Here is a 23,213-nt window from a genome sequence, read left to right as displayed (position 1 = left end):
ATAAATAGTTCTCAAAACTACTTTATATTAAAAAAACAAAAAGGAGCTACAATAATGTAGCTCCTTTTATTGTACCTGAGGAGGGAATCGAACCCTCACTCCGAAGAACACGAGTTTGAGTCGTGCGCGTCTACCAATTCCGCCACTCAGGCTCTTTTTTAATTCGGTTGCAAAAGTACATAAGTTTTTTAAATATACAAAAAAAACGAGTACTTTTTTACAAAATAATTTATAACAACCTATACTTCAATAGTCACTGCTTTGTTTTTTACAAGGCTATCTTCTTCAAAAAAGAAGTCTACTCTTCCCAAATTAATACCATAACAACCTACTTGATTTACCAAAGTAGTATTTCCTCTTTTATTTGTAACCAAAGTAGGGCGAGGTAAAAAAGTATGTGTATGACCTCCTATAATTAAATCGATATAAGAGGTTTGAGCAGCAACCTTTAAATCGGATACCTTAGGGCTATTTTTGTAATCATATCCTAAGTGGGACAGACAGAGAATTAAGTCACAATGTTCTTCATTATAAAGTTTGCGTTCCATATCTTGTGCTATCTCTATAGGGTTCAGATAAACTGTTTCGCCGTATTGTTTTTTATTTACCAAACCTTCCAATTCAACGCCCAGACCAAAAACTCCTATTTTAATACCATCTACCATATAAATTTTATAGGAGTTTGTGTACCCATTGAGGAGCGTTTTACTTACATCGTAATTAGAAATGATAAAATCAAACTTGGCGTGAGGAAGCTGTGCAAAAAGCCCCTCTACCCCATTGTCAAAATCGTGATTCCCTAAGGTAGCAGCATCGTATTTAAGCATTGACATTAGCTTAAACTCTAACTCACCTCCATAGAAATTAAAATAAGGAGTGCCTTGAAAAATATCCCCTGCATCGAAAAGCAAGGTATGAGGATTTTCTTTACGTACTTGGTCGATGAGATATGCCCTACGTGCTATTCCTCCTTTATTAGGGTTATGAGGGTCAGTAATAGGGAAAGGGTCGATGTGACTGTGTACGTCGTTAGTATGCAAAATAGTAATTTGTTTTGCATTGCTTGGCTTCATTGATAGTGATAGACCTCCTACCCCCATTAGCAAAGATGAAGCTCCTATGTTTTTAATAAAAGTACGTCTTTTCATAATCGTATTATAGTTTATATTCAAATCGGTTATCTTTTTTAGCATCTAATACGTCTATTTTTTTGAAATAGTCAATCAGTACATTGCGAAGTTTATAATCTGTTTCTTCCACTTTTAAAGAATTTTCGAAGAAGTACATCGCATCTCCCCCATTCATTAAATAATCGGAAGTAGCAACTATATAAGTAGCTTTAGAATCGAAAGGTTTCCCTTTGATATTGAAATGAACCACCTTACCATCTTTGGTGATTTGCAAATCTATTTGCTTTGACAGAGGGTGAGGTTTTCGCTCTTTAATCAAATAGTTAAGAAGTTCTTGTACTTTCTCTCCTGACATTGTAAGTACTACTACTTTATTCTCAAAAGGCATTATATCATAAACTGAACCTACTGTAACATCACCTTTGGGCAAATCGGAACGAATACCTCCCCAGTTGAGCATTACAAAGTCGATATCCTTACCTGTACGTTTTTTGTAAAGAGGATTTACAATTTCGAAGGTAGCATCAGCCATAAAATTACCAATAGCGGTATTTAATGCTTTTTCTTTTCTATCTTTCACCAAATCGGCTGGGTTTTGAGCTAAGACGGTAGACATCTCAGAGGATATATGTTCGCGATATGGTGCGATAAAGCTTTCTATTTCAGCTTTTTGTGAAATAGTATCGGTAATAGGAATGTTTATAGCTTTTACTCTTGTAAGCTGCGTTTTAGACGAAGAGCAAGAGGCTAAAAATCCTATTGTTACAAGCAATACAAAAAAATAATGCTTCATTACATCAAACTTTTTCATAAATATATTTCTATTTTAAAAATTATTTTTACCTTTGCAATCACACGCAAAATTACAATATATTTTGGACATCGTAAAAAATTATAACATAAAAAATAAAATTCGGAAGAATTTTAAAGCCTTAGAAAGTTATAACAAAAGGTTAGACAACAACTTAGCAAAAGTTGGTTGCATTGTGGATATGGATGTAGTGAAGAATGTAGACCCCTTATTGGAGCTTATAAAATACTATTCCATTCGCCCTGAGAACTATATTGTCTTAGGATATAAGCGTGAATCAGAAGAAACTCACGCTAATGGAACTCCTTTTCTGATTGATAAGGAAATTAATTGGCAAGGAAAGATTAGGAATTACCACGCCGATAGATTAGCTGAACAAGAGTATGACTTGCTCATTAATTATTTTAGTGAGCCTAAATTGCCTTTGTTGCTATTATCTTCATCTATCAAAGCTAAATTAAGAGCTGGTTTTGAAGGAATAGGACTACAGTACAACGATATTGTGATAGCTTGTTCTCCTGCTGATGAAAAGGTTTTTGCTAATGAATTAAAAAAAATATTAGAAACCATTATTCGCAAATAAAAAAATTATGACAAAACAACTAAGAGGAACTGGTGTGGCTCTTATCACACCCTTCACAGCTGAGAAGCGGGTGGATACTAAGGCTCTTACCCGTATAGTAGAATATGTAACTGATGGTGGAGTAGATTTCATTGTAGTTTTGGGAACTACCAGCGAAGCTCCTACTCTCAGTAAGGAAGAAAAGGCTCTTGTGCGAGAGACTATTATCAAGGCTAATAAAAAGCATTTACCCTTAGTATTAGGTATTGGGGGCAATAATACCCAAAGTGTTATTGAGGAAATCAAGAGTACGGATTTAACCCCTTTTGATGCGATTCTATCTGTAACACCTTATTACAATAAACCTTCGCAAAATGGTTTATATGCACACTTTGCAGCAATAGCCAAAGAGAGTCCTTTACCTATTATTTTATATAATGTACCTGGGCGCACAGGGGTATGTATGACCGCTGAAACCATATTGCGATTGGCTAATGACTTTAAGAATATTATAGCTATAAAAGAAGCTTCTGGCAATTTAGTGTTAGATATGAATATCTTAAAAGATATGCCTAAACATTTCACTTTCTTATCAGGAGATGATACTACAACCCTTCCTTCAGTATATATGGGTGGTAGTGGAGCAATTTCGGTGATTGGGATTGCTTTCCCTAAGGAATTTTCTGAGATGGTACGATTAGGGTTAGACGGTAATACTTCTAAAGCTAATGCTTTGCAATACGAATTGTTACCTATGATGGCTTTAGCTTTTAAAGAAGGGAACCCCACAGGAATTAAAGCTATTTTAGCTGCTCAAGGCTTATGTAAGCCCTATGTGCGTTTGCCTTTGGTAGAAGCTTCGGATAGTTTAAAAGAAGAAATAAAAAAAGCCTTAAAATAAAGGGCATTAAAATAAGTAACAAATAAAAAAAGCGGTTTGAAAGTTAACTTTCAAACCGCTTTATGTCTTTCAACTGTTCGTTATCAAGATCGTAGATATCATTCTTTATAGTTGCTTCGCCTTTCTTATCTACCGATATGGTGTAGTACAGAATATTAATCATATATTTTGTATTGAGTTTTACACGATACTGATTGCGCTTATTATTGTTCATAAAGTCTTTTACTTTCTCTTCTGTCCAAGACTTTCCATCACCTTCATTCTTTAGTAGATAATAGGCTAATTGCGAAGGATTTTGCACGCGTACACAGCCGTGACTAAGTGCACGTTGCTCACGTTCGAACAAATACTTCGATGGTGTATCGTGCAAATATATACTCATATTATTATTGAGCAGGAACTTCACTAAGCCCAATGAGTTGCGCTCGGAGGGAGCTTCTACAAAATAAAAAGCACGTTTATGCACTAAAGGATTCGTCCAATCTACCTCTAAGGGGTCTATCACCTTGCCATTTTCATACATAGTATAACCTCTATTTTTGTATCTTTCGGGGTCTTCTTGCAATAGCATTTGAGGAATCATTTCTTTTCTGATAATACTTTGAGGCACAGACCACGTAGGGCGAAATTCTATTGAACGAATAGAATCGGTGAAAATGGGAGTTGAGCTTTGAGCTCGCCCTACCACTACTTTGGTTTGATATATTAATGAGTCCTTATGATATAAAAAAAGTTTATAATCAGGAATATTCACAATTATATAATCATCACCTAAATCATTATTGAAAACACGCATACGCTCCATATTGAGCCTAAGTAAATCGCGCTGGCGTGCTTTATTCATATTCAGACGATTGAGTGTTTGGATACCTAAGGAACCATCGGGAGTAAGCCCATTACTGCGCTGAAATCTTTTCAATGCCCATATAAGGGTACTATCTACTTCCTGAGGGTCGATTTTGGGAACTGACCCAAAGCCTTTTTTAGCTAAGGCATTGCGCAAGCTCTCAACCTCAGGATCGGTATACCCGTAAACAAAGTTTTTAGGGTCTGAAAACTTAATGACACGAATAGTGTCAAGAGGCTGATTTTTGAGTTGTATATACTTATATTTCATTCGTCTATACTGTTCTCCTTTGGGATAAAGACTTGCTAATTTTGCTTCTAAATCATCGTTATCTCCCAAATGCAAGAGCATATCAATATTCCGATATTTATATTTTGGTTTTATCCACGTGTGTTTTCCATAGGCTCTTTTAGAAAAGCGACCAGAGGTAAGGTGCTTGGCAAAAAGCAAAAAAGAGGCGGTAATTTGTTTATCTAAATAAGCCTTATAATCATTAGGGAGTTTATATTTATAGGTACTATCTACCACTTTTTTCAAAGCAGAACGCCTATAAGTTTCGGGGTTTAGACCATCTTCTTCAATACATTTTAAAGCTTCTATATATTGTGAAAAGATGCGAGAAGGGATATCTTCGAAGAGCCAACGAGTTTTTCCTCCATTTTCTGTATAATAACTATGGGTTTCGGACTGTATTCCTTTTCTATAAGTAGCATCAAGAACTGTAAGATTTTCAAATGAAGTTACAGAGGTATCTACTGCAATAGTAAGAGCCTCAGTATAAACCTCTTTACCAGCCTCATTTAATGAAGAATTGGGGTGAGAAGTAGTGGGAGTAGTTTTTCTACAGCTTTGTAAGATGATAAAAATAGCTATTAAAACTGCAATTTTTATCTTTAAATCAATATGAATCATATTAAAGACATATTTTGGGTGCAAAGATAAGGATAATTAGGGAATTAGCAAATGTGGAAATTAGCAAATGATGGAGAGAGATTAAAATAGTTATTTGATTGGTCGGAGGAAGATGGAACTTTCGGAAGGAAACGAAAAATATCAGAAGTACATTGAGAGTAATTTTGGAGAGAAAAGGCTCTTAGGAGGGTATGCTTAGCTTATAGGAAGCTTATAGGAAGCTTATACGAATCTTGGACGATTGGTATAGAAAGGGTATATAAGAGATTGATTAATAATACAATACAACAACGCAAAAAATGCTAAAAACGGGGTTACGAGGCGAAAGAAAAGGTAAGGTGAGATATTGGAGAAATATGGAGGAACTCTAAAAAACTCGGAGGCAAAATATGCTTAGCTTATAGGAATCTTATACGGAATCTTGTACGATTATTATAGAACAGCCTTTTAAACTTCTATAAAATAAGGAGTTATATTATAGAAAAACAGCTTATTAACCGTATCAATACACTTTTTTAGCTGTTTAGTTTTTAGTTTCCACTTTTTTTCAGTACCTTTGCACAACTTTTTAAAATAGACAAAAATGTTTGATAATTTAAGTGATAAATTAGAGAAAGCCCTACATAACTTAAAGGGACACGGTAAGATTACCGAAATAAACGTAGCTGAAACACTGAAAGAAGTGCGTCGCGCTTTGCTTGATGCCGACGTGAATTATAAGATAGCCAAAGATTTTACCAATAACGTAAAAGAAAAAGCCTTAGGACAACAAGTGCTCACTACCCTACAACCAGGGCAGTTAATGGTGAAGATTGTAAAAGATGAGCTCACCCAGCTGATGGGAGGTGATGCTGCTGGAGTGAACCTATCGGGGAATCCTACTGTTATATTGATGTCGGGGTTACAAGGTTCTGGTAAGACTACTTTCTCAGGGAAGTTGGCTAACTACCTCAAAAATAAAAGAAATAAAAAACCATTGCTCGTAGCGTGCGACGTGTATCGTCCTGCTGCGATAGACCAATTACATATTGTAGGAGAGCAGGTGGGGGTACCTGTTTTTTCGGATAAAGGCAATAATAACCCTGTGGACATTGCCAAAAAAGGAGTGCAATACGCCAAAGAAAACCACTTGAACGTGGTGATTGTGGATACCGCAGGTCGGTTGGCAGTAGACGAGCAAATGATGACCGAAATATCGAATATCCACAAAGCACTGAACCCACAAGAAACCCTTTTTGTAGTAGATGCGATGACGGGGCAAGATGCTGTAAACACGGCTAAAGCCTTCAACGATGTGCTGAACTTCGATGGGGTTATCCTTACCAAACTCGACGGGGACACCCGCGGTGGGGCGGCTATCACTATTAAATCGGTAGTGAATAAACCTATCAAATTCGTAGGTACCGGAGAGAAAATGGACGCTATTGATGTGTTCTATCCCGACCGTATGGCTGACCGTATCCTCGGTATGGGCGACGTGGTATCATTAGTAGAACGCGCTCAAGAGCAGTTTGACGAAGAACAAGCGCGTAAATTGCAAAAGAAAATTGCAAAAAACCAATTTGGATTTGACGACTTTCTTGAACAAATACAGCAAATTAAGCGTATGGGTAGTATGAAAGACCTCCTTGGTATGCTTCCCGGTGTAGGCAAAGCAGTGAAAGACCTCGATATCAAAGACGACGCTTTCAAGCACATCGAAGCGATTATCCATTCGATGACTCCAAAAGAGCGCAATACGCCTGCTATCATAGATTTAAACCGCAAAAAACGAATTGCCAAGGGTAGCGGTCGCGATATTCAAGAGGTAAACCAACTAATGAAACAGTTTGAGCAAATGAGCAAGATGATGAAAATGATGCAAGGTGGCGGTGGCAGAAAGATGATGCAGATGATGCAGGGAATGAGAGGTTAGATAAAAGGTAAAAGGCAAAAAATACAAATATGTTACAAGAATTCATTGAAACTGTAGTAAAGAACAAAGAAGTGTTTTACCTAGAAGTAGACGAATCGTTTGCTATGTGTGGTTCGCAAGCCTTCTACATTGAGGAAACCAAAGAAGCTATTCCTGTAGCCCTCTTTTGGGAAGACGAAAAGAAAGCAGTAGCTTGTAAAGCCGACGAATGGGCTAAGGGAATTGTAAAATCGGCTACCTTAGAAGAGTTTATTGAGATTTGCTTTGGAATGCAAGTAGAAACAATGGCAGTGGGTATTGGGTTCAACGCTGATTTATCAGGAGGAGAAGAACTCGTACCTGTTGATTTGATAAAAGCATTGATAAAAGAAATTGACAGAACGAAAACTGCGGTTACTTTTAGTGACTCGTTCGAATCATTAGCCCAAGTAAAACAACTTTTGAACCAAATAGAGCTTGACATCACCGATGAAGAAGCCCTTTAACCACTAAAAACACAATCAGTAATGACTATCTTAGACGGAAAAAAGACTTCAGAAGCCCTCAAACAAGAAATTGCTGAGGAAGTAAAGCAACTAAAAGCTGAGGGAAAGAAAGTACCACATTTGGCTGCCGTATTGGTAGGCGACGATGGGGCGAGTCTTACCTACGTGGGGAGTAAGGTGAAAGCTTGCGAACAAGTAGGCTTTGAGTCTACTTTAGTAAAACTTCCTGCTAACATCAGTGAAGAGGCGTTACTGCGAGAAATTGAAAAGTTAAACGCTAATTCTGAAATTGACGGCTATATAGTACAATTACCACTACCTAAACACATCGACGAGCAGAAAATACTTTTAGCCATAGACCCTACAAAAGATGTAGACGGCTTTCACCCTGCTAACTTCGGTAGAATGGCACTGGATATGGAGGCTTTTATTCCTGCTACACCTTTCGGTATTATGGAGTTGCTGAAACGCTACGAAGTGCCTACCAAAGGCAAACACGTGGTAGTAGTAGGACGCTCACACATCGTAGGTCGCCCCATCAGCATATTACTCAGCCAAAAGGGAGCACAAGGCAACGCTACCGTTACACTTACTCACAGTCATACTCCTAACCTCGCTGAGCTTACACGTCAGGCAGATATTGTAGTAATGGCATTAGGTATTCCTGAATTTCTAAAAGGCAATATGGTAAAAGAAGGCGTAACCGTGATAGACGTAGGAATTACACGTCTAAAAGACGATAGCACCCATAAAGGTTATCGCATAGTAGGCGATGTAGCTTTCGATGAAGTAAAAGAAAAAGCGAGCTACATTACTCCTGTACCAGGGGGCGTAGGTCCTATGACCATAGCAATGCTCTTGAAAAATACGTTATTAGCTTATAAATGGTATCGATGAAAATAAAAGAATCTAAATATTATCACCCTGTAAACCTCTTGCAGATAGACTCCGATGACCACGTAGAGGTGTACGATAAATACAAACTTCTGACTTTCAGCAACCCGTACCGTTGTTTGTTAGACGACTTGATGGCAAGAATTTATATAGGAGGAGAGGATTTGGTTATCCAACGGGACAAACTGAAACACTTTGTGAAATGTACTGACTATTACACCATAGAATACGCCTCCAAACAAAATGAGCTATACGAATCGGAAGAATGCTATTTTCACCCAGAGCTCGAAATCTTTTTGGTAATAGACAAAAATCTCTCGAACGAGTACGATAACCAGATTTTTGAAGACGGATTATACAAAGTAAACTCAGTATACTACCAAAATGACAATCCAAAGGCTAAGGAACACCTCAACACCTTGTTTTCAGAATATATAGAAAAGTATATCTCTAAAGAATCTAAGGTTTCTATACTACTAAAAACGCAAATAGGATTAGAAATCAAAACCCATAGCATCAAGCCTTACCGCATAGATTTTGAAACGATGTACAACAATGATTTCTTCGAAGTACATACTCGAGTGAAAAATGCGCTAACGAATGACAACAAGGGCGTGGTACTATTTCACGGGATTGCTGGTTCGGGGAAGACAAACTACATCAAATGGCTTACGAGTCAAATCCCAAATAAAAAATTTATTTTTGTACCTACTACAATGATAGGGTCGCTCACCGACCCTGCTTTTATTAGTCTGCTCATAGGCAATAAGAACTCTGTATTGGTACTCGAAGATTGTGAGAACTACATAGCTGAACGCACCGCCTTCAACAGTAATACCGATGTAGTATCGTCTATCCTCAATATAGCTGACGGTATGCTTTCTGATGTATTAGAATGCCAGCTGATATGCACGTTTAACTCCGATATTTCTAAGATAGACTCGGCATTATTGCGCAAAGGCAGATTGATAGCCGAGTATAAGTTTAAAGAGCTAACTGTTGAGAAGTGCAATAAGTATTTGCAATCTACGGATAGAGATTTTAGAGTAGATAAGCCTTACTCATTAGCAGAACTGACCAATATAGACATAAAGGAACTCAAAGAACAAGACAAGCAAACTAAAATAGGTTTCAAATAAATGATACGTGTATTTCTGACTTTTCTCTTCTTCTCGATAACTTTTGCCCAAGAAACAGGTAATCGAATGTCATTGCTTTTTATGGGGGATATAATGGGGCACGTGCCACAAATAGAAGGAGCTTACGATATTGAAACGAAGCAATACAATTATATGCCTGTATTTGACAAAATCAAGCATAAGTTTGCGCAGGTAGATTTTGCTATTGCTAATTTGGAAGTAACTTTGGCAGGAGAACCTTATACAGGTTACCCTCAGTTTTCGTCACCCGATGCTTTAGCAGTTGCTTGTAGAGATAGCGGAATAGATGTATTGGTAACTGCCAATAATCACACTTGCGATAGAGGCAAAAAGGGAATTATTCGTACTTTAGACGTACTCGACTCTTTAAAAATAGCTCATACAGGAACCTTTCGCAACAAAGCAGACTTTGAGAAACATAATTTATTGGTGCTTTCCAAAAATGGGATTTCAGTGGGAATACTCAACTATACTTATGGTACTAATGGTTTACCTGTGCCTGAACCTACCATCGTAAATAAAATAAATCTCAACCTAATGAAGCAGGATATTGAGAAAGCTAAAAAAGTAAATCTTGATAAACTGATAGTAGTGATACACTGGGGGATAGAATACCAGCAAAAGCAAAACAAAAAACAGGAAGAAGTAGCACAATTTCTTTTTGACAACGGAGTAGACATTATTATAGGAAGTCACCCACACGTCTTACAACCTATGTATTACTATCCGCAAACGGGACTTCATAAGGAACAGATGGTAGTTTATTCACTGGGTAATTTTGTATCTAACCAGCGCAAAAGCTCAACAGACGGAGGTGCGATGGTAGAGCTGACTCTCTTCAAAGATGCTTATGGCACTCGTATCCTTGATAAAGGATATTATTTAGTTTGGGTAAATCGCACTCCAAAAACTAATAAGAAATATCTTTTTGAAATATTACCTTGCAAAGAATACGAAACTACTCACTACAAAGACCTTACTGAGAGCGTTAAGGATAGTATGAGTATCTTCATAAACAACTCCCGAAAGTTATTCAAATCTAATATTTTAGTTAAAGAGAAACTATAGCTTATTACAACATTTCTTTTATGTATCAGCTTTAGAAAATAAATAAAGACTTTCTAATGATCATTATTTAGATAGCCTTTTCTTCTATATTACTTTTATAGCTACTTAGCTTTTATCATACGATCATTTCCAAAAAGGTCTTGACGTAAAGTTATCTCAGTAAAATGCTTTTGTTCTAATAATGTTTGCATTTCTTGCCCTAAATACTGATTAATTTCAAAGAAAAGACTCCCATTAGGATTTAAACTCTGCTGAGCAAGAGTAGCTATTTTATCGTAAAATAATAATGGATTATTATCAGGGACAAAGAGTGCTAAATGAGGCTCATATTCTAAAACATTATGGTGTATCTCTTTTTTTTCTAACTCACGTACGTAGGGCGGATTAGAGATAATGATATCATATTTATCAGAAAGAGTTTCTATTCGCAAGATATCTTGTTGTAAAAAATGAGTAACTACACTGTTTAATTCAGCATTACGCTTAGCTACTTTCAAAGCTTCTTCCGAGACATCTATAGCTGTTACTACGGCATTAGGAAGAGCTTTAGCAAGTGAAATAGCAATACAGCCACTGCCTGTCCCTACATCTAATATTTTGATTTTCTCGCTTTTGTCAGGATATTCTTGAAGTACCCAATCCACTAGCTCTTCTGTTTCTGGTCGAGGTATCAATACATTTTCATTTACGAAAAAACGATTAGAGAAGAACTCAGTTTCACCCAAAATATACTGTATGGGTTTCGCTGTTTGTAATTCTCTAATCGCTTGCAAAATAGGTTGTGCTATATCTTCAGTAAGTAAAGTATCAGAATTTGCTAATATTGTAGCTTTACTGTACTTCCCATAATGCTCTAAAAGAATAAAGTAAAACGCATTTATTTCACTCTTAGGATAAAGTATTTCTAATTTATGATGTACATACTCTCTTAGCTCACTAAAAGTCATTAGTTCACACGAATTTGTTGTCCTACTTTTAGGTTACTACTAGTCACATCATCAAAATTATTAAGCTTCATCAATTGTTGTACAGGTACTTGTTGCTCCCGTGCTATTTTATAAAGAGTGTCACCTGTTTGTACTTGATAATAGACTTCAGCAATAGCCTCTTTTTCAATGGTAGTGGTATCAATAGTATTAGTAGGTTTAACGATTGTTTTTGTTACAGTGGGTTTAGACACCGATTTAATGGCTGTAGCTGGTTTAGATACTTCTTTTTTAGGGGTTGAAACAGTTGCTACTTGGGTATTAGAAGAAGTTATATCTCCTCCTTTAGCTGCTATTACTTGATTGTCATACTGATGTAATTCAAACTTTTTGATAAGAGCTATCAATTTTTTTGCATAAGTAGGGTCAGTGGCATAACCTGCTTTTCTGAGCCCGTGTGCCCAACCTTCATAATCTGTAGGACTAAGGTCAAACAGTGCTTTATAACGATTGCGATTTACAAGAAATTGTGAATGGTCTTCAAACGATTCGTATGCATATCTATATTTGCGAAAACATTCGCTCTTCTCATCGTCGTCGTGGGTGATAGTCTTACCGTCCCAAGTAGCGTGACATTTAATTCCAAAGTGGTTATTGCCATAACGTGCCAAGCGTCCTTGCCCCGAGCCACTTTCTAAAATGCCTTGTGCCAAAGTAATACTCGCAGGAATATTGTAACGTTGCATCTCTACCATTGCAATATCTTTATAATCCTGAATATACTTTTGAGTAACGGCTGCCGTAACTTGCACCGCAGGAGTTATCTCGTGAAAGCTGTCTTCTGAGATATCTATACGATTGTGTTTTGAATCAGCTAAAGCCTTATTTCTTTGGGCTATCTCCGAATGGGTAGGCTTTTTCATCTCCACTCTCGGTGTCGGCTTTTGTCCTCGATAGATTACCGAATGAGAATTTCTCCCTTTCCTGTAAGGCTGATCAGAGCACGATGATATTATAAAGAGAATTAGCAATAGCAAACTAAATCTTTTCATCATAATTCAATATACTTTTATGTTTTTTAATTCGTTCGTTATTAAAACCTTTAATCCCTTGCAAACCACCAGTATGAATGGCTAATATACGGGTATTAGGTGCAAAATATCCCTGCTTTGTGAGGGCAAAGATAGCAAAAATCATCTTACCTACATATATCGGGTCTAATAAAATTTTCGTCTGACTGTTAAAATCATTTAAAAAATCTACTAATTCATCAGTTACTTTAGCATAACCACCAAAGTGATAATCGTGCACTAATTCCCAATTGTTTTTGGTTGTATATTGTTTGATTACCTCACTTAAAAACGCTCCTTTCAAAGCTGGAAAACCAATGACTTTCTGATGATTAGCACTTGCATTGATAAGCCCTGAAATCGTCCCACCTGTTCCTACGGCACTGCATATCACATCAAAAGCGTTGTCCTCAGGAGTAAGAATTTCTTCACACCCCTTCACTGCCAGCTCGTTAGTACCTCCCTCAGGGGCTATATAGATGTTTTGTCCATAGCGTTTCCTAAGATTTTCCAGGAACTCTGGCGTGTGTTTTCGTCGGTAAGCCTCTCTTGTAACAAAATAAAAATCCATACCACAAGATTTAGCAAACTTTAACGTAGGATTAACATCTATTTTAGAACTTAACTCATCGCCACGAATCACACCTATGGTTTTCAAACCTACTATTTGTCCCGCAGCCGCTGTCGCAGCAATATGATTGGAATAAGCTCCTCCAAAAGTGAGAATCGTATCCTTGCCTTCCTGTTGGGCTTGTGCTATGTTGTACTTGAGCTTTCTGAGCTTATTCCCTGATACAAAAGGGTGATTTTTGTCCTCTCGCTTTATTGTAAGAGTAATCCCATCAGGCAACGGGATATTCACGGGTTCGTTTTCTATATGTAAGTTATTGAATAATAAAGGTTGCATAGTTATTCATATCTCAACGCTTCTACAGGATCTAATTTCGAGGCTTTTACTGCCGGATACAATCCTGATATTACCGCTACTATAAGAGCTATACATATAGCAATAATAATAACACCCCACGGAATGGTAAAATCAAACTTAACGGCTTTAGATATCAAATATCCTAAACTGATACCTAATACAATACCCGTAAGTGCTCCCAATTGAGCTATTATTAGGGTCTCGGTAAAGAACTGTAAGGTAATAGATTTGCGTTTAGCTCCCAACGCTTTGCGAATGCCTATCTCCTTAGTGCGCTCGGTTACCGAAACGAGCATAATGTTCAATAGGGCGATTGAAGACCCCAAGATGGTAATAAGCCCAATCACAAAACCAGCAACAGAAAGGGTACCCGTAATACTACCTATGCGTTGCAATAAGTCGTCACTGCGTTCTATCCCAAAATTATTTTCTTGTAAAGGTGCTAAGCCTCTCAGGTTACGCATCACTATGGTAGCATCATCTATAAGTCCGTCCAACTGGTCTTTGCTCTGAGCACTTATTTTGAGTTGAAAATTAGGATTATCTATGGGGAAAATACTGCGTGCAATACCTAAAGGAATCAACACTTGAAAGTTTTCGTAATTGCCAAAGGAGGAACTTTGTTCTTTAAGTATACCTATGACTTTGAACTTATAACCACGTACCGAAATAGTCTTTCCTAATGGATTTACATCTTTAAGTAGTGTTTTCTTAAAATCCGGACCTATCACGCACACATAGCTATTGTTCTGTATATCGAAATCGCTAAAATTGTGTCCCTCTTCCACTTCTAACCCCGAATTGCCAACGTAGTACTCATCTACGCCTATCACTACGGCTAATGGATCAGTTTTTTTGTTCTCGTACTTCACCTCAGCTGAGGAAGCAACATTCATAGAAATACTCGTTTTTGCAAACGGATTATCTAACTGTTGTTTAAAAGCTACTGCTTCTTGATAAGTAATTAAAGGGTGTGGCTTTTGGGTGGTACCACTCCCCTCAGCTCGCTGACTGTATTGATACCTTGTAATCGAAAAAGTATTAGCTCCCATACTCGAGAAATTGCCTTCAAGCGTATTGCGCAAAGCAGTAATCACACTCAGGATTCCTACCAATGCCGTAATGCCAATAGCGATGATGAGCACGGTGAGAATTGTGCGCAATAGTTGCCCTCTGATACTGTCAAGAGCTATTTTTATATTTTCACGAATTACAATCCACACGGTTTATAACAAATGCTTATGAGCGCGGTAAGATGAACGTACTAACGCTCCACTTTCTACGTGACGAAAACCTAATGATAAGCCTATTTCTTTGTACTTGGCAAACTGCTCAGGAGTAACAAAATTCTTTACAGGAAGGTGCTGTTTGGAAGGTTGCAAATACTGACCGATAGTTACAATATCCACTTTTGACTCTTTAAGGTCGTGCAAGGTTTCTATCACCTCTTCCTCAGTTTCTCCAAGTCCTAACATAATCCCCGATTTAGTACGGTTTGCACCGTTTTCCTTTAAGTAACGCAACACGCCCAAACTTCGGTCGTATTTAGCTTGTATACGCACTTCACGAGTCAATCGGCGTACCGTCTCCATATTGTGCGAAATGATTTCAGGTGCAGCTTTCAGTATACGGTTTAAGTTGCGTTCTACTCCCTGAAAATCAGGAATCAAGGTCTCCATTGTAGTATTAGGGTTCATTCGGCGCACGGCTCTCACCGTCTCAGCCCATATAATGCTTCCCATATCCTTTAAATCATCTCGGTCTACCGAGGTCAGTACTGCGTGCCTAATGTTCATCAGTTTGATAGAACGTGCCACCTTTTCAGGTTCTTCCCAATCCAAACTTTCAGGTCGCCCTGTTTTTACGCCACAAAAGCCACACGAGCGCGTACAGATATTCCCCAATATCATAAAAGTAGCAGTGCCTTCTCCCCAACATTCTCCCATATTGGGGCAACTACCCGAAGTACAAATTGTGTGAAGGTTATATCTGTCCACCACACTCCTCAGTTCAGTATACTTTTTACCAGTGGGTAATTTTACCCGTATCCACTCTGGTTTATTGCTCTTTAAGGTAGTAGTGGTAGTGGTTCCTATTTCATCTACAGCAAGTGTTTCTGCATTCATTATTTTTTAATGTTCTATATAATTTTTTACAAAGATACTACAAAATTGATGATTACAAAAGTTTTTAGACCGAAAAAATATCTATCCCCTATCGGAAGTACTGATTATAAGTGAAGCACAAAAAGCTATTTCTTATATCTAACCCAAGTTTTACCAAGGTAAAAGCCTATTTTTTCTTATATGAGAAAAGGCTAAAACAGAAACAAACGTTCTATTTTAGCCTTAAAAATAATTTTATCAACATTCTGACTTTGGCGGAGAGAGAGGGATTCGAACCCCCGGAGGTGTTACCCTCAACGGTTTTCAAGACCGCCGCATTCAACCGCTCTGCCATCTCTCCAAGTGCACAATCACAATTGTTTTCTCAATTATGCGGGTGCAAAGGTACAACTATTTTTATTATCTGCAAATTTTAAAGGCAAAAAATTAGATATTTTTTTTATCCTTTCTATAATTTATTGTTTTACAGATATGAACTATATTGCCTTTGTAAAAAACTAATTGTTCATCGTTGCCAAAAACTCTTCGTTATTGCGCGTTAGCTTAATTTGCTTTTCCATAAATTCCATCGCCTCTATCGGGTTCATTTCTGCCAAATACTTGCGCAATACCCAAGTGCGATTAAGCGTGTTTTCATCAAGCAACAAGTCATCTCTACGAGTAGACGAAGCTATTAAGTCAATAGCTGGGAAAATACGGCGGTTCGAGATACGTCTATCCAATTGTAACTCCATATTACCCGTTCCTTTAAATTCCTCAAAAATTACCTCGTCCATCTTTGAACCTGTCTCAGTAAGAGCCGTAGCGATGATAGAAAGAGAGCCGCCGTTTTCAATATTACGTGCTGCTCCGAAAAAGCGTTTAGGTTTGTGTAAAGCGTTAGCATCTACCCCACCAGTAAGCACTTTTCCCGAAGCTGGTTGCACTGTGTTATAAGCGCGAGCCAAACGGGTGATAGAATCCAACAATATAACCACATCGTGACCACATTCTACCAATCGTTTTGCTTTTTCAAGTACAATATTAGCTATTTTCACGTGTTCGGCAGCTTCCTTATCAAAAGTCGAAGAGATAATCTCTCCTCGCACACTGCGTTGCATATCAGTTACCTCCTCAGGTCGCTCATCAATCAAGAGTACCATTAGGTACACTTCGGGGTGATTTTTGCTAATGGCATTCGCAATATCTTTTAAAAGCATTGTTTTACCCGTCTTAGGTTGTGCCACTATCATACCGCGTTGTCCTTTCCCAATAGGAGCAAAAAGGTCTATCAAGCGAGTAGAAACAGTAGAGCCTTTGCCTGCCAACTCAAATTTTACATCAGGGAAAAGAGGCGTAAGGTGTTCAAATAGTACTCGGTCGCGCACCACTTGGGGGTCAAGTCCGTTTATCTTTATAACTTTTAGTAGCGGATAATACTTTTCGCCATCTTTAGGCGGACGCACTTCTCCATATACAGTATCTCCTGTTTGCAAGCCAAAAAGTCGTATTTGTGAAGAAGATACGTAAATATCATCAGGTGAAGCCAAATAGTTATAGTCCGAAGAACGCAAAAAACCATAACCGTCAGAAGTGATTTCTAAAACCCCTTCACAATCTACCACGCTGTCAAATTCAAAATCGGGGGCGCGATAACGGTTTTTCTTTTCTTTATCAAAATTCTCATTATTAACAATAGTATTACCATTGTTCACATTTTGATTGTAATTACCATTATTGCCATTGCCATTTTGTACAGGGGAACTGTAGTTTTTTGTTGGAGTAGCATTATTCTGATGATTGTTAGAAACCACAGAAGTAGTGTTTTTCTTCTGATACGTTTTAGATTCATCTGCCGAAGAAGCCTTTTTAACGGTTGGTGTTTTTGAAGTCTTTTCTTGTTTAGAACTGCCTACTTTTTGAGGTACTTCTATTTTCTTTTTACGACTGTTTTTTTTGGGTTCAATTGTGTTCTCAGTTGTAATAATAGGAGAATTGTCTTTTTGAACTTCTTCTTTTTTGTTGGGGAGTTCTTTTTTTTGATTTTTTAGAATTAGGTCTATGAGTTCAGGCTTATTTACATACCGAAATTTAGGTATATCCAAATGTTTTGCTATTTCCTGTAACTCAGTTAGCTTTTTAGATTTTAACTCTACAATGTTAAGCATTTTAAATAGTTATTATTAAAGTAAGTGATTTTTTTCAGTAGTCAAGATAAGTGAAATTCCTCTTTTTATATAGTTAAGATGGGATATTATTGAAAGTATTTTTTAATCAGAGGTACTGAAATCGGGTGCAAAGATATAAAACATTTAGCAATTAGCAAATTATTTTCTTTTTTTTATTGTCCCGCCAATTCCATTATCAAGTGCATTTTTTTTATTAGCTTCTGATAGAATAAACCTTTTTGCTTTTCAAAATCTAATACTTTTCTTGCTCTATACAAGTTCCCATCGCTACATTACCTTTGTCATTCGTCACCCGTCATTCGTCATTCCTTCCTTTTTCTTTCGTTTTAACATTTTCTACTACACACTCTTAATCATTCATTCCCAACTACTTAAATACCTTTTCTATACCAATCTTCCAAGATTCGTATAAGCTTCCTATAAGCTTTCTATAAGCTAATCCCATCTTAAAAGCACTTTCACACCTGCTACGATACCCTTCGTTTCCTTCCGAAAAGCCCCAATATGCCACTTTTGTAGTACACACTTTGTTAAAGTTTTTTTATTGCCTCAGGTATTTCGGCATTATTGGCATTATTGGCATTTCTGGTATGAATCAATTATTTTGTAGTATCAAAAAAAGAATGTATTTTTGCCTCATAAAGAAGTAACTATGAAAGAACGTAACCCTCTTATCGATGTGCTCAAAGGTTTTGCTATCATCTTGGTAGTGATAGGGCACGCTTCGCAATGGTTTTTGGGTGATGACCGCACCAACCCCTTGTATGTAACCATTTACGCTTTCCATATGCCCCTTTTTATGTTTCTTTCAGGCTATGTAAACTTCAATATTCGTGGCGAACTGAACCTCAGCAAACGCTTTCAGGTGTTGGTGATTCCTTTCTTTGTTTGGTTTTTAATTTCCGCCACCTATCACGGTTATATCCTCGATATAGAAAAAGTATGGGAACATCTTTGCGTGCTTATTTATAAACCCACACAAGGAATGTGGTTCTTGTGGTTGCTATTTTGGGAGTGTGCCTTGCTCTATCTGGCTTTGAAGATTAATAAACATCGTGAAATATGGGTGATGATAGGTCTCTGGAGCATTCTCATCTTCTTGCACCGAGTTACAGGAGCACAACCTATCTTTTATGGATTGCCCGAATTGTGTTGGTATTTCATCTATTTTTCATTGGGTTACGCCACACACAAGTACAAACCTCAAGCACTGAAAATCCTCCGCCCTATGGGTTGGGTGAGCCTTATTGCCTTTCCGCTCCTATTGCTCTTCCCTGTTGATAAAGCCCATTACATACTCCACTCTCTCCGTTTGTACGCTTTGGCACTTACGGGTATCGCTGCTTCTTATGTTTTATGGGAATGGTGCTGCCGTTCAGAAAATAAGGCAACACAATGTTTGAAGTATTTAGGAGGTATTTCTTTAGAAATATACGTCACCCACTATTATATGCGCTTCTTAGTAGTTTACATCAAAGAATATATAAGCGATAATTTCTATTTGAACGTAGCTATATTTACCGTTTTAGCCATCATCGCTTGCGATATAATACAACGATTGGTACAGCACGTAAAATGGCTAAGAAGAATACTCTACGGCAGATTTTAGATAGGTGAAAAACTCTTAACTTTTCACTTCTCCATTTCTTTTTCTGCCTTGCGAGCTTCTTCTATATAGTTTTTGAACTCTTTGCCGTATTTAGAATTGGCAACCTCTTTATTGAGCTTTCCATAAATAGAATCTAAGTATTTTACGCGAGTATTGGGGGCATCAACCAATACCACATAAGGGGTGATATACGAATCGGGGTGCGTGAGGGCATAGTTCAGCACAAAGAGGTGACGACGGAAGTTATTTTTCTCCGATGCTGCATTCAGCGAGTCGGCTAAGGTAGTATTACCCGCCTTAAAAGCATTCACTTGCTGTTCGAGGAGTTCAGCATTGCGCATTCCGAACTGTCGCATAGTGTGGGCATACTCTCCATAATCCTTTTGCGATTGTGAACCACTGATATTGGCTTTCACTTCAAACATATCATAAGAGCTGTTGATAGTAATCTGCTTAGGTTCACCAAAGAACATTAGGCGGTCACCGAGGTCGGTACCTGCTTGTTTTTTTAAATCGAGGTAAATAAAAAACACTTCAGGACTCTCTAAATGTCGCTTGAAGGTAAACTTACCATTGCCATTGGCCACTACCGAATCGATATTGGTGAGCTTATCGTTTACGAATTGTTGTAGGTAGATAGTACCTACTTTCAATCCGTCGATATTTCCTTCCACAATCATTGTGTTTTTGTCGTCCTTCTTGCAAGCTACTATCATTAATAGTGCTGAGACTACCATTACTATTCTTTTCATTATTGTTTAGTTTTTAGTTATTAAAAAGAGAGACAATTTTGCCAAAGTTTATATGATTGTCATCATTGTCATTGCTTTATTTTGTGTTTCTTCGTATTCTTTTTCAGGAATGGAGTCTTTGGTAATACCTCCACCTACATACAAATAGGCTTCGTTATCAGTGATTTGCATACAACGCAAATTCACATAGAATGCTTGGTTATTGTTGGACACCCAGCCACAATAGCCTGTGTAATATTGCCTTTTATAAAGTTCGTTTTCTATAATAAAAGTACGTGCTTCCTCAGTAGGATAACCACAGACGGCTGGTGTAGGGTGCAGACGTTTTATTAACTCATATACTTTATCAGGAGCTATCTTCCCTTTTATTTTAGTACATAAATGCATCAGACTACCTGCTCGCACAGTTTGAACTGCTGAAACTTCAAGTTCATTAACATACTCTTGTAACTGCTGCACGATGGTATCAGTAACTATTTGCTGTTCTTCTTTTTCCTTAGTATGCCAATGTATCTCACCTTCTTTAAAAGGTTGTGTACCTGCCAATGCCATTGTGCAAAAATCTTCGCCATTACTGCGGAAGAGCGTTTCGGGTGTAGCAGCTAGCCAAGTCCCTACTTTTGGGTGATAAAACAAATAGCAAAATGCCGAAGAATATCGTGTTACCATATTGGCAAAGCTCTTAAACGGATTTACGACTTCTTTGATAGTTATCTTGCGCGAAAGAACCACTTTCTCAAAATGACCTCTGTGTATCTCATCAATAGCTCTGGTTACTAAACCTATGTGCTTTTGTTTTTCAGCTTCGGTATCTTCTAAAATATCAATATTAGTATTTTCTACAATCGATTGTGTAGGCAAATGGCTTACGGTAACTTTGTTAGGAGTGATGATAACAGCAGGTTCATTAGCATCGAAAGGAGCGAAAACAAATCCCTCTTGTTCTTCTTTATCAGTGTTAAAAAAATGAAGTGTATCATCTTCTTGTTCCAACAATATTACTGAAGTGTGATGAGGGGGCTTGTAGCACACAAAAGGTAAGTGTTCAGCATATTTGTGCTGTACTTGTTTTAAAAGTTCTTCAAATGAAATATAATCTTCGGTTTTAATCTTCATATAAATAAAATGCTTGCCATACTACGGCTTATATCGTTTGTGAATCATAAAAAGCTTTAAAAACACCATTTTGTACCAATAGCTCATCTTTGGTACCTTGTTCTACTAATTTTCCTTTGTCGAGCATCAGTATTTTATCGGCGTATTTAGTGATAGACACACGATGACTCACTATAATTACGGTTTTGCCTTTTAAGGTATCGCGCAAATTAGTTAAAATCTTCTCTTCGGTATCGGTATCTACGGCTGATAAACAATCGTCTAACAAATAAATTTCAGCTTCTTTGAGCAATGCTCTTGCGATGGCTACCCGTTGGCGTTGCCCGCCACTGAGTGATACCCCGCGCTCTCCAAGCACCGAGTCGTATTGATGGGTGAACTCTGTAATATTGTTGTGTACCACTGCTTTTTGGCAGACTTGTATTATCTGTCCTTCGGTAGCATTTTTATTGCCAAAGCGCAGATTGTTGCGAATAGTGTCCGAAAACAAAAAGTTCTCTTGTGGCACTACCGAAATAGCTCTACGTAAGCTGTGTAGATTCAATTCTCTTATGGGTTTGCCTCCTATCAGTACTTCACCCTGATTTGCATCGTACATACGTGCAATGAGATCTAACAGTGTAGTCTTACCACTACCGGTTTTGCCTATAACGGCTACTGTTTGTCCTGCTTCTATATGGAAAGATACGTCTTTGAGAGCTTCTATCCCCGTATCTTCATAACGGAAAAATACTTTATCAAATGTAATATCTCCTTTAATAGGCGTAAGCTCTCCTACCTGATTGCGTATCTGAAGTACTTCGGAAAGAAACTCGTTAATGCGCTTTTGCGAGGCTTCCGCTTGCTGTACAATAGAACTTACCCAGCCCACTGTAGCCACAGGCCAAGTGAGCATCATCACGTAAATACTGAACTCTACAATTACTCCAATAGATTGTATTTCACCGGTATAATAGAGCTTTCCCCCAATAAAGATTACAAAAATAAGACTCAACCCTATCATCAGTATCATTGTAGGGATAAAGAAAGCCTGTATCTTAGCGAGCTTGATGTTTTTCTGACGACCATCTTCGGCGAGTACTACTAATTGCGCATCGGTAGCCGCCTCGTTATTATACGATTTTATCACTCCAATACCCGAGAAAGTTTCTTGCGAGAAAGTAGAAAGGTCGGATAGGTAGGCTTGTACCTTCATCGTTTCGATATTAATCTTTTTGCTCATTTTGTAGATAAGCAAAGAGAGAATAGGCAATGGGATAAGGGTGTAGATAGTAAGTTTGGGAGAGATGATAAACATTAGCGGAATTACGCAAGCAAAAAGTGTAATAGTCTGCACGCTGTACATAATAGCAGGACCTGCGTACATACGCACTTTCGATACGTCCTCGCTGATACGGTTCATCAGGTCACCTACTCGGTTGCGTTTGTAGAAGCTAAGCGATAGCTGTTCGTATTTTTTAAATATCTCGTTTTTCATATCATATTCGATATAACGAGATACATTGATGATAAGCTGACGCATAAAGAACATCAGCACCGCCGATATGATAGTTGTACCGATGATAATAAGCGCGTATTCTATAAGTAAGGAAGTCATTTGTGAGGCATCTTTGTTAGTCGATTTAGCAAAGTCCTCAATGGCTGCGATAGAGTTTTTTACATATCGCGGCATAAAGAGTGAAAACACTCGCGACACTATGGTAATAAGTATCCCAAGTAGTAAGTGGTATTTATATTTATAAAAATATTTACGTATATGTCTCAGATGTGCCATTGGCTTAAATTCTCAATCAGAGTGCAAAAGTAATAAATAATGAGCAAATAACAATAGAA

At 37.7% G+C, this 23,213-nt stretch carries 20 protein-coding genes and 2 tRNA genes; 8 read left to right on the top strand and 14 right to left on the bottom strand.

Going from position 1 to position 23,213, the window contains the following annotated elements:
• Positions 1-72 precede the first annotated feature (72 nt).
• The 3 genes from HMPREF1320_RS09050 to HMPREF1320_RS09040 all read right to left on the bottom strand — a co-directional run bounded on the left by HMPREF1320_RS09050 (position 73) and on the right by HMPREF1320_RS09040 (position 1,941).
• Positions 73-152, bottom strand: a tRNA-Leu gene (locus HMPREF1320_RS09050).
• A gap of 87 nt (positions 153-239) precedes the next feature.
• The gene (locus HMPREF1320_RS09045) at positions 240-1,148 is read right to left on the bottom strand and encodes a bifunctional metallophosphatase/5'-nucleotidase (protein ID WP_034554478.1); all 909 of its coding nucleotides are present in this window, start codon (positions 1,146-1,148) and stop codon (positions 240-242) included.
• 7 nt (positions 1,149-1,155) lie between these two features.
• Entirely contained in the window at positions 1,156-1,941 is a 786-nt protein-coding gene (locus HMPREF1320_RS09040; protein WP_009418297.1) for a 5'-nucleotidase C-terminal domain-containing protein, read from the bottom strand.
• Between the two features lie 64 nt (positions 1,942-2,005).
• Here HMPREF1320_RS09040 and HMPREF1320_RS09035 point away from each other — a divergent pair, with 64 nt between their 5' ends.
• Together HMPREF1320_RS09035 and dapA are read left to right on the top strand one after the other, a co-directional pair.
• Positions 2,006-2,524 carry a DUF6913 domain-containing protein gene (locus tag HMPREF1320_RS09035; RefSeq protein WP_002675764.1) on the top strand — a complete coding sequence of 173 codons (519 nt, stop codon included), beginning with the start codon at positions 2,006-2,008 and terminating at the stop codon, positions 2,522-2,524.
• A gap of 7 nt (positions 2,525-2,531) precedes the next feature.
• Positions 2,532-3,404 carry a 4-hydroxy-tetrahydrodipicolinate synthase gene (dapA, locus tag HMPREF1320_RS09030; RefSeq protein WP_009418445.1) on the top strand — a complete coding sequence of 291 codons (873 nt, stop codon included), beginning with the start codon at positions 2,532-2,534 and terminating at the stop codon, positions 3,402-3,404.
• A 43-nt stretch (positions 3,405-3,447) separates the two neighbouring features.
• On the opposite strand, the gene HMPREF1320_RS09025 is transcribed toward dapA, so the two are convergent.
• The gene (locus tag HMPREF1320_RS09025) at positions 3,448-5,163 is read right to left on the bottom strand and encodes a murein L,D-transpeptidase (protein WP_009418453.1); all 1,716 of its coding nucleotides are present in this window, start codon (positions 5,161-5,163) and stop codon (positions 3,448-3,450) included.
• Between the two features lie 583 nt (positions 5,164-5,746).
• Here HMPREF1320_RS09025 and ffh point away from each other — a divergent pair.
• From ffh to HMPREF1320_RS09000, 5 genes are read left to right on the top strand one after another with little or no spacing between them, the layout of a single operon-like run.
• Positions 5,747-7,078: a signal recognition particle protein gene (gene ffh, locus HMPREF1320_RS09020; RefSeq protein WP_009411396.1), complete on the top strand. Its 1,332-nt coding sequence runs from the start codon at positions 5,747-5,749 to the stop codon at positions 7,076-7,078.
• Positions 7,079-7,107: 29 nt separating this feature from the next.
• Positions 7,108-7,563 (top strand): DUF2750 domain-containing protein, encoded by a 456-nt coding sequence (locus HMPREF1320_RS09015; protein ID WP_009418326.1) that lies wholly within the window; start codon positions 7,108-7,110, stop codon positions 7,561-7,563.
• 21 nt (positions 7,564-7,584) lie between these two features.
• Positions 7,585-8,460, top strand: a complete 876-nt coding sequence (gene folD, locus HMPREF1320_RS09010; protein WP_009418347.1) for a bifunctional methylenetetrahydrofolate dehydrogenase/methenyltetrahydrofolate cyclohydrolase FolD — start codon at positions 7,585-7,587, stop codon at positions 8,458-8,460.
• Positions 8,457-9,596 (top strand): AAA family ATPase, encoded by a 1,140-nt coding sequence (locus HMPREF1320_RS09005; protein WP_009418397.1) that lies wholly within the window; start codon positions 8,457-8,459, stop codon positions 9,594-9,596. The genes folD and HMPREF1320_RS09005 overlap by 4 nt, the downstream gene beginning before the upstream one ends.
• Positions 9,597-10,685, top strand: a complete 1,089-nt coding sequence (locus HMPREF1320_RS09000) for a CapA family protein (protein WP_009418341.1) — start codon at positions 9,597-9,599, stop codon at positions 10,683-10,685. It begins immediately after the preceding gene.
• A gap of 101 nt (positions 10,686-10,786) precedes the next feature.
• Here the strand turns inward: HMPREF1320_RS09000 and prmC are convergent, their stop codons facing one another.
• The 7 genes from prmC to rho all read right to left on the bottom strand — a co-directional run bounded on the left by prmC (position 10,787) and on the right by rho (position 17,882).
• Positions 10,787-11,632, bottom strand: a complete 846-nt coding sequence (gene prmC / locus HMPREF1320_RS08995) for a peptide chain release factor N(5)-glutamine methyltransferase (RefSeq protein WP_009418378.1) — start codon at positions 11,630-11,632, stop codon at positions 10,787-10,789.
• A complete protein-coding gene (locus HMPREF1320_RS08990) occupies positions 11,632-12,666 on the bottom strand; it encodes a glucosaminidase domain-containing protein (protein WP_034554454.1) in 1,035 nt (344 codons plus the stop codon). The genes prmC and HMPREF1320_RS08990 overlap by 1 nt, the downstream gene beginning before the upstream one ends.
• On the bottom strand, positions 12,650-13,588 hold the full coding sequence (locus HMPREF1320_RS08985) for a 1-aminocyclopropane-1-carboxylate deaminase/D-cysteine desulfhydrase (protein WP_009418409.1): 939 nt from the start codon (positions 13,586-13,588) through the stop codon (positions 12,650-12,652). The genes HMPREF1320_RS08990 and HMPREF1320_RS08985 overlap by 17 nt, the downstream gene beginning before the upstream one ends.
• A gap of 2 nt (positions 13,589-13,590) precedes the next feature.
• On the bottom strand, positions 13,591-14,832 hold the full coding sequence (locus HMPREF1320_RS08980; RefSeq protein WP_009418268.1) for an ABC transporter permease: 1,242 nt from the start codon (positions 14,830-14,832) through the stop codon (positions 13,591-13,593).
• A gap of 3 nt (positions 14,833-14,835) precedes the next feature.
• Positions 14,836-15,735 (bottom strand): lipoyl synthase, encoded by a 900-nt coding sequence (lipA, locus tag HMPREF1320_RS08975; RefSeq protein ID WP_009418403.1) that lies wholly within the window; start codon positions 15,733-15,735, stop codon positions 14,836-14,838.
• Between the two features lie 252 nt (positions 15,736-15,987).
• Positions 15,988-16,075: transfer RNA gene (locus HMPREF1320_RS08970), tRNA-Ser, on the bottom strand.
• A 157-nt stretch (positions 16,076-16,232) separates the two neighbouring features.
• Positions 16,233-17,882 (bottom strand): transcription termination factor Rho, encoded by a 1,650-nt coding sequence (gene rho, locus HMPREF1320_RS08965; RefSeq protein ID WP_009418434.1) that lies wholly within the window; start codon positions 17,880-17,882, stop codon positions 16,233-16,235.
• Between the two features lie 673 nt (positions 17,883-18,555).
• On the opposite strand from rho, the gene HMPREF1320_RS08960 reads away from it, so the two are divergent.
• Entirely contained in the window at positions 18,556-19,512 is a 957-nt protein-coding gene (locus tag HMPREF1320_RS08960) for an acyltransferase family protein (protein ID WP_009418421.1), read from the top strand.
• A 23-nt stretch (positions 19,513-19,535) separates the two neighbouring features.
• Here HMPREF1320_RS08960 and HMPREF1320_RS08955 read toward each other — a convergent pair whose 3' ends face one another.
• From HMPREF1320_RS08955 to HMPREF1320_RS08945, 3 genes are read right to left on the bottom strand one after another with little or no spacing between them, the layout of a single operon-like run.
• Positions 19,536-20,264 carry a DUF4369 domain-containing protein gene (locus HMPREF1320_RS08955; protein WP_009418454.1) on the bottom strand — a complete coding sequence of 243 codons (729 nt, stop codon included), beginning with the start codon at positions 20,262-20,264 and terminating at the stop codon, positions 19,536-19,538.
• A gap of 48 nt (positions 20,265-20,312) precedes the next feature.
• Positions 20,313-21,380, bottom strand: a complete 1,068-nt coding sequence (locus HMPREF1320_RS08950; RefSeq protein WP_009418302.1) for an isochorismate synthase — start codon at positions 21,378-21,380, stop codon at positions 20,313-20,315.
• Positions 21,381-21,408: 28 nt separating this feature from the next.
• Positions 21,409-23,154, bottom strand: a complete 1,746-nt coding sequence (locus tag HMPREF1320_RS08945; protein ID WP_083835391.1) for an ABC transporter ATP-binding protein — start codon at positions 23,152-23,154, stop codon at positions 21,409-21,411.
• Between the last annotated feature and the right edge of the window lie 59 nt (positions 23,155-23,213).

Source organism: Capnocytophaga sp. oral taxon 335 str. F0486, assembly GCF_000277665.1.
Taxonomy (GTDB): domain Bacteria; phylum Bacteroidota; class Bacteroidia; order Flavobacteriales; family Flavobacteriaceae; genus Capnocytophaga; species Capnocytophaga ochracea.
Note: the sequence above shows the minus strand (reverse complement) of the source record. Positions and strands in the feature narration are given on the sequence as shown.

Excerpts from the sequence above, each read along its gene's own strand:
- HMPREF1320_RS09045 (WP_034554478.1), bottom strand. The coding sequence starts at position 1,148 with ATGAAAAGACGTACTTTTATTAAAAACATAGGAGCTTCATCTTTGCTA.
- HMPREF1320_RS09040 (WP_009418297.1), bottom strand. The coding sequence starts at position 1,941 with ATGAAAAAGTTTGATGTAATGAAGCATTATTTTTTTGTATTGCTTGTA.
- dapA (WP_009418445.1), top strand. The coding sequence starts at position 2,532 with ATGACAAAACAACTAAGAGGAACTGGTGTGGCTCTTATCACACCCTTC.
- HMPREF1320_RS09025 (WP_009418453.1), bottom strand. The coding sequence starts at position 5,163 with ATGATTCATATTGATTTAAAGATAAAAATTGCAGTTTTAATAGCTATT.
- ffh (WP_009411396.1), top strand. The coding sequence starts at position 5,747 with ATGTTTGATAATTTAAGTGATAAATTAGAGAAAGCCCTACATAACTTA.
- HMPREF1320_RS09015 (WP_009418326.1), top strand. The coding sequence starts at position 7,108 with ATGTTACAAGAATTCATTGAAACTGTAGTAAAGAACAAAGAAGTGTTT.
- folD (WP_009418347.1), top strand. The coding sequence starts at position 7,585 with ATGACTATCTTAGACGGAAAAAAGACTTCAGAAGCCCTCAAACAAGAA.
- HMPREF1320_RS09005 (WP_009418397.1), top strand. The coding sequence starts at position 8,457 with ATGAAAATAAAAGAATCTAAATATTATCACCCTGTAAACCTCTTGCAG.
- HMPREF1320_RS09000 (WP_009418341.1), top strand. The coding sequence starts at position 9,597 with ATGATACGTGTATTTCTGACTTTTCTCTTCTTCTCGATAACTTTTGCC.
- prmC (WP_009418378.1), bottom strand. The coding sequence starts at position 11,632 with ATGACTTTTAGTGAGCTAAGAGAGTATGTACATCATAAATTAGAAATA.
- HMPREF1320_RS08990 (WP_034554454.1), bottom strand. The coding sequence starts at position 12,666 with ATGATGAAAAGATTTAGTTTGCTATTGCTAATTCTCTTTATAATATCA.
- HMPREF1320_RS08985 (WP_009418409.1), bottom strand. The coding sequence starts at position 13,588 with ATGCAACCTTTATTATTCAATAACTTACATATAGAAAACGAACCCGTG.
- lipA (WP_009418403.1), bottom strand. The coding sequence starts at position 15,735 with ATGAATGCAGAAACACTTGCTGTAGATGAAATAGGAACCACTACCACT.
- rho (WP_009418434.1), bottom strand. The coding sequence starts at position 17,882 with ATGCTTAACATTGTAGAGTTAAAATCTAAAAAGCTAACTGAGTTACAG.
- HMPREF1320_RS08960 (WP_009418421.1), top strand. The coding sequence starts at position 18,556 with ATGAAAGAACGTAACCCTCTTATCGATGTGCTCAAAGGTTTTGCTATC.
- HMPREF1320_RS08955 (WP_009418454.1), bottom strand. The coding sequence starts at position 20,264 with ATGAAAAGAATAGTAATGGTAGTCTCAGCACTATTAATGATAGTAGCT.
- HMPREF1320_RS08950 (WP_009418302.1), bottom strand. The coding sequence starts at position 21,380 with ATGAAGATTAAAACCGAAGATTATATTTCATTTGAAGAACTTTTAAAA.
- HMPREF1320_RS08945 (WP_083835391.1), bottom strand. The coding sequence starts at position 23,154 with ATGGCACATCTGAGACATATACGTAAATATTTTTATAAATATAAATAC.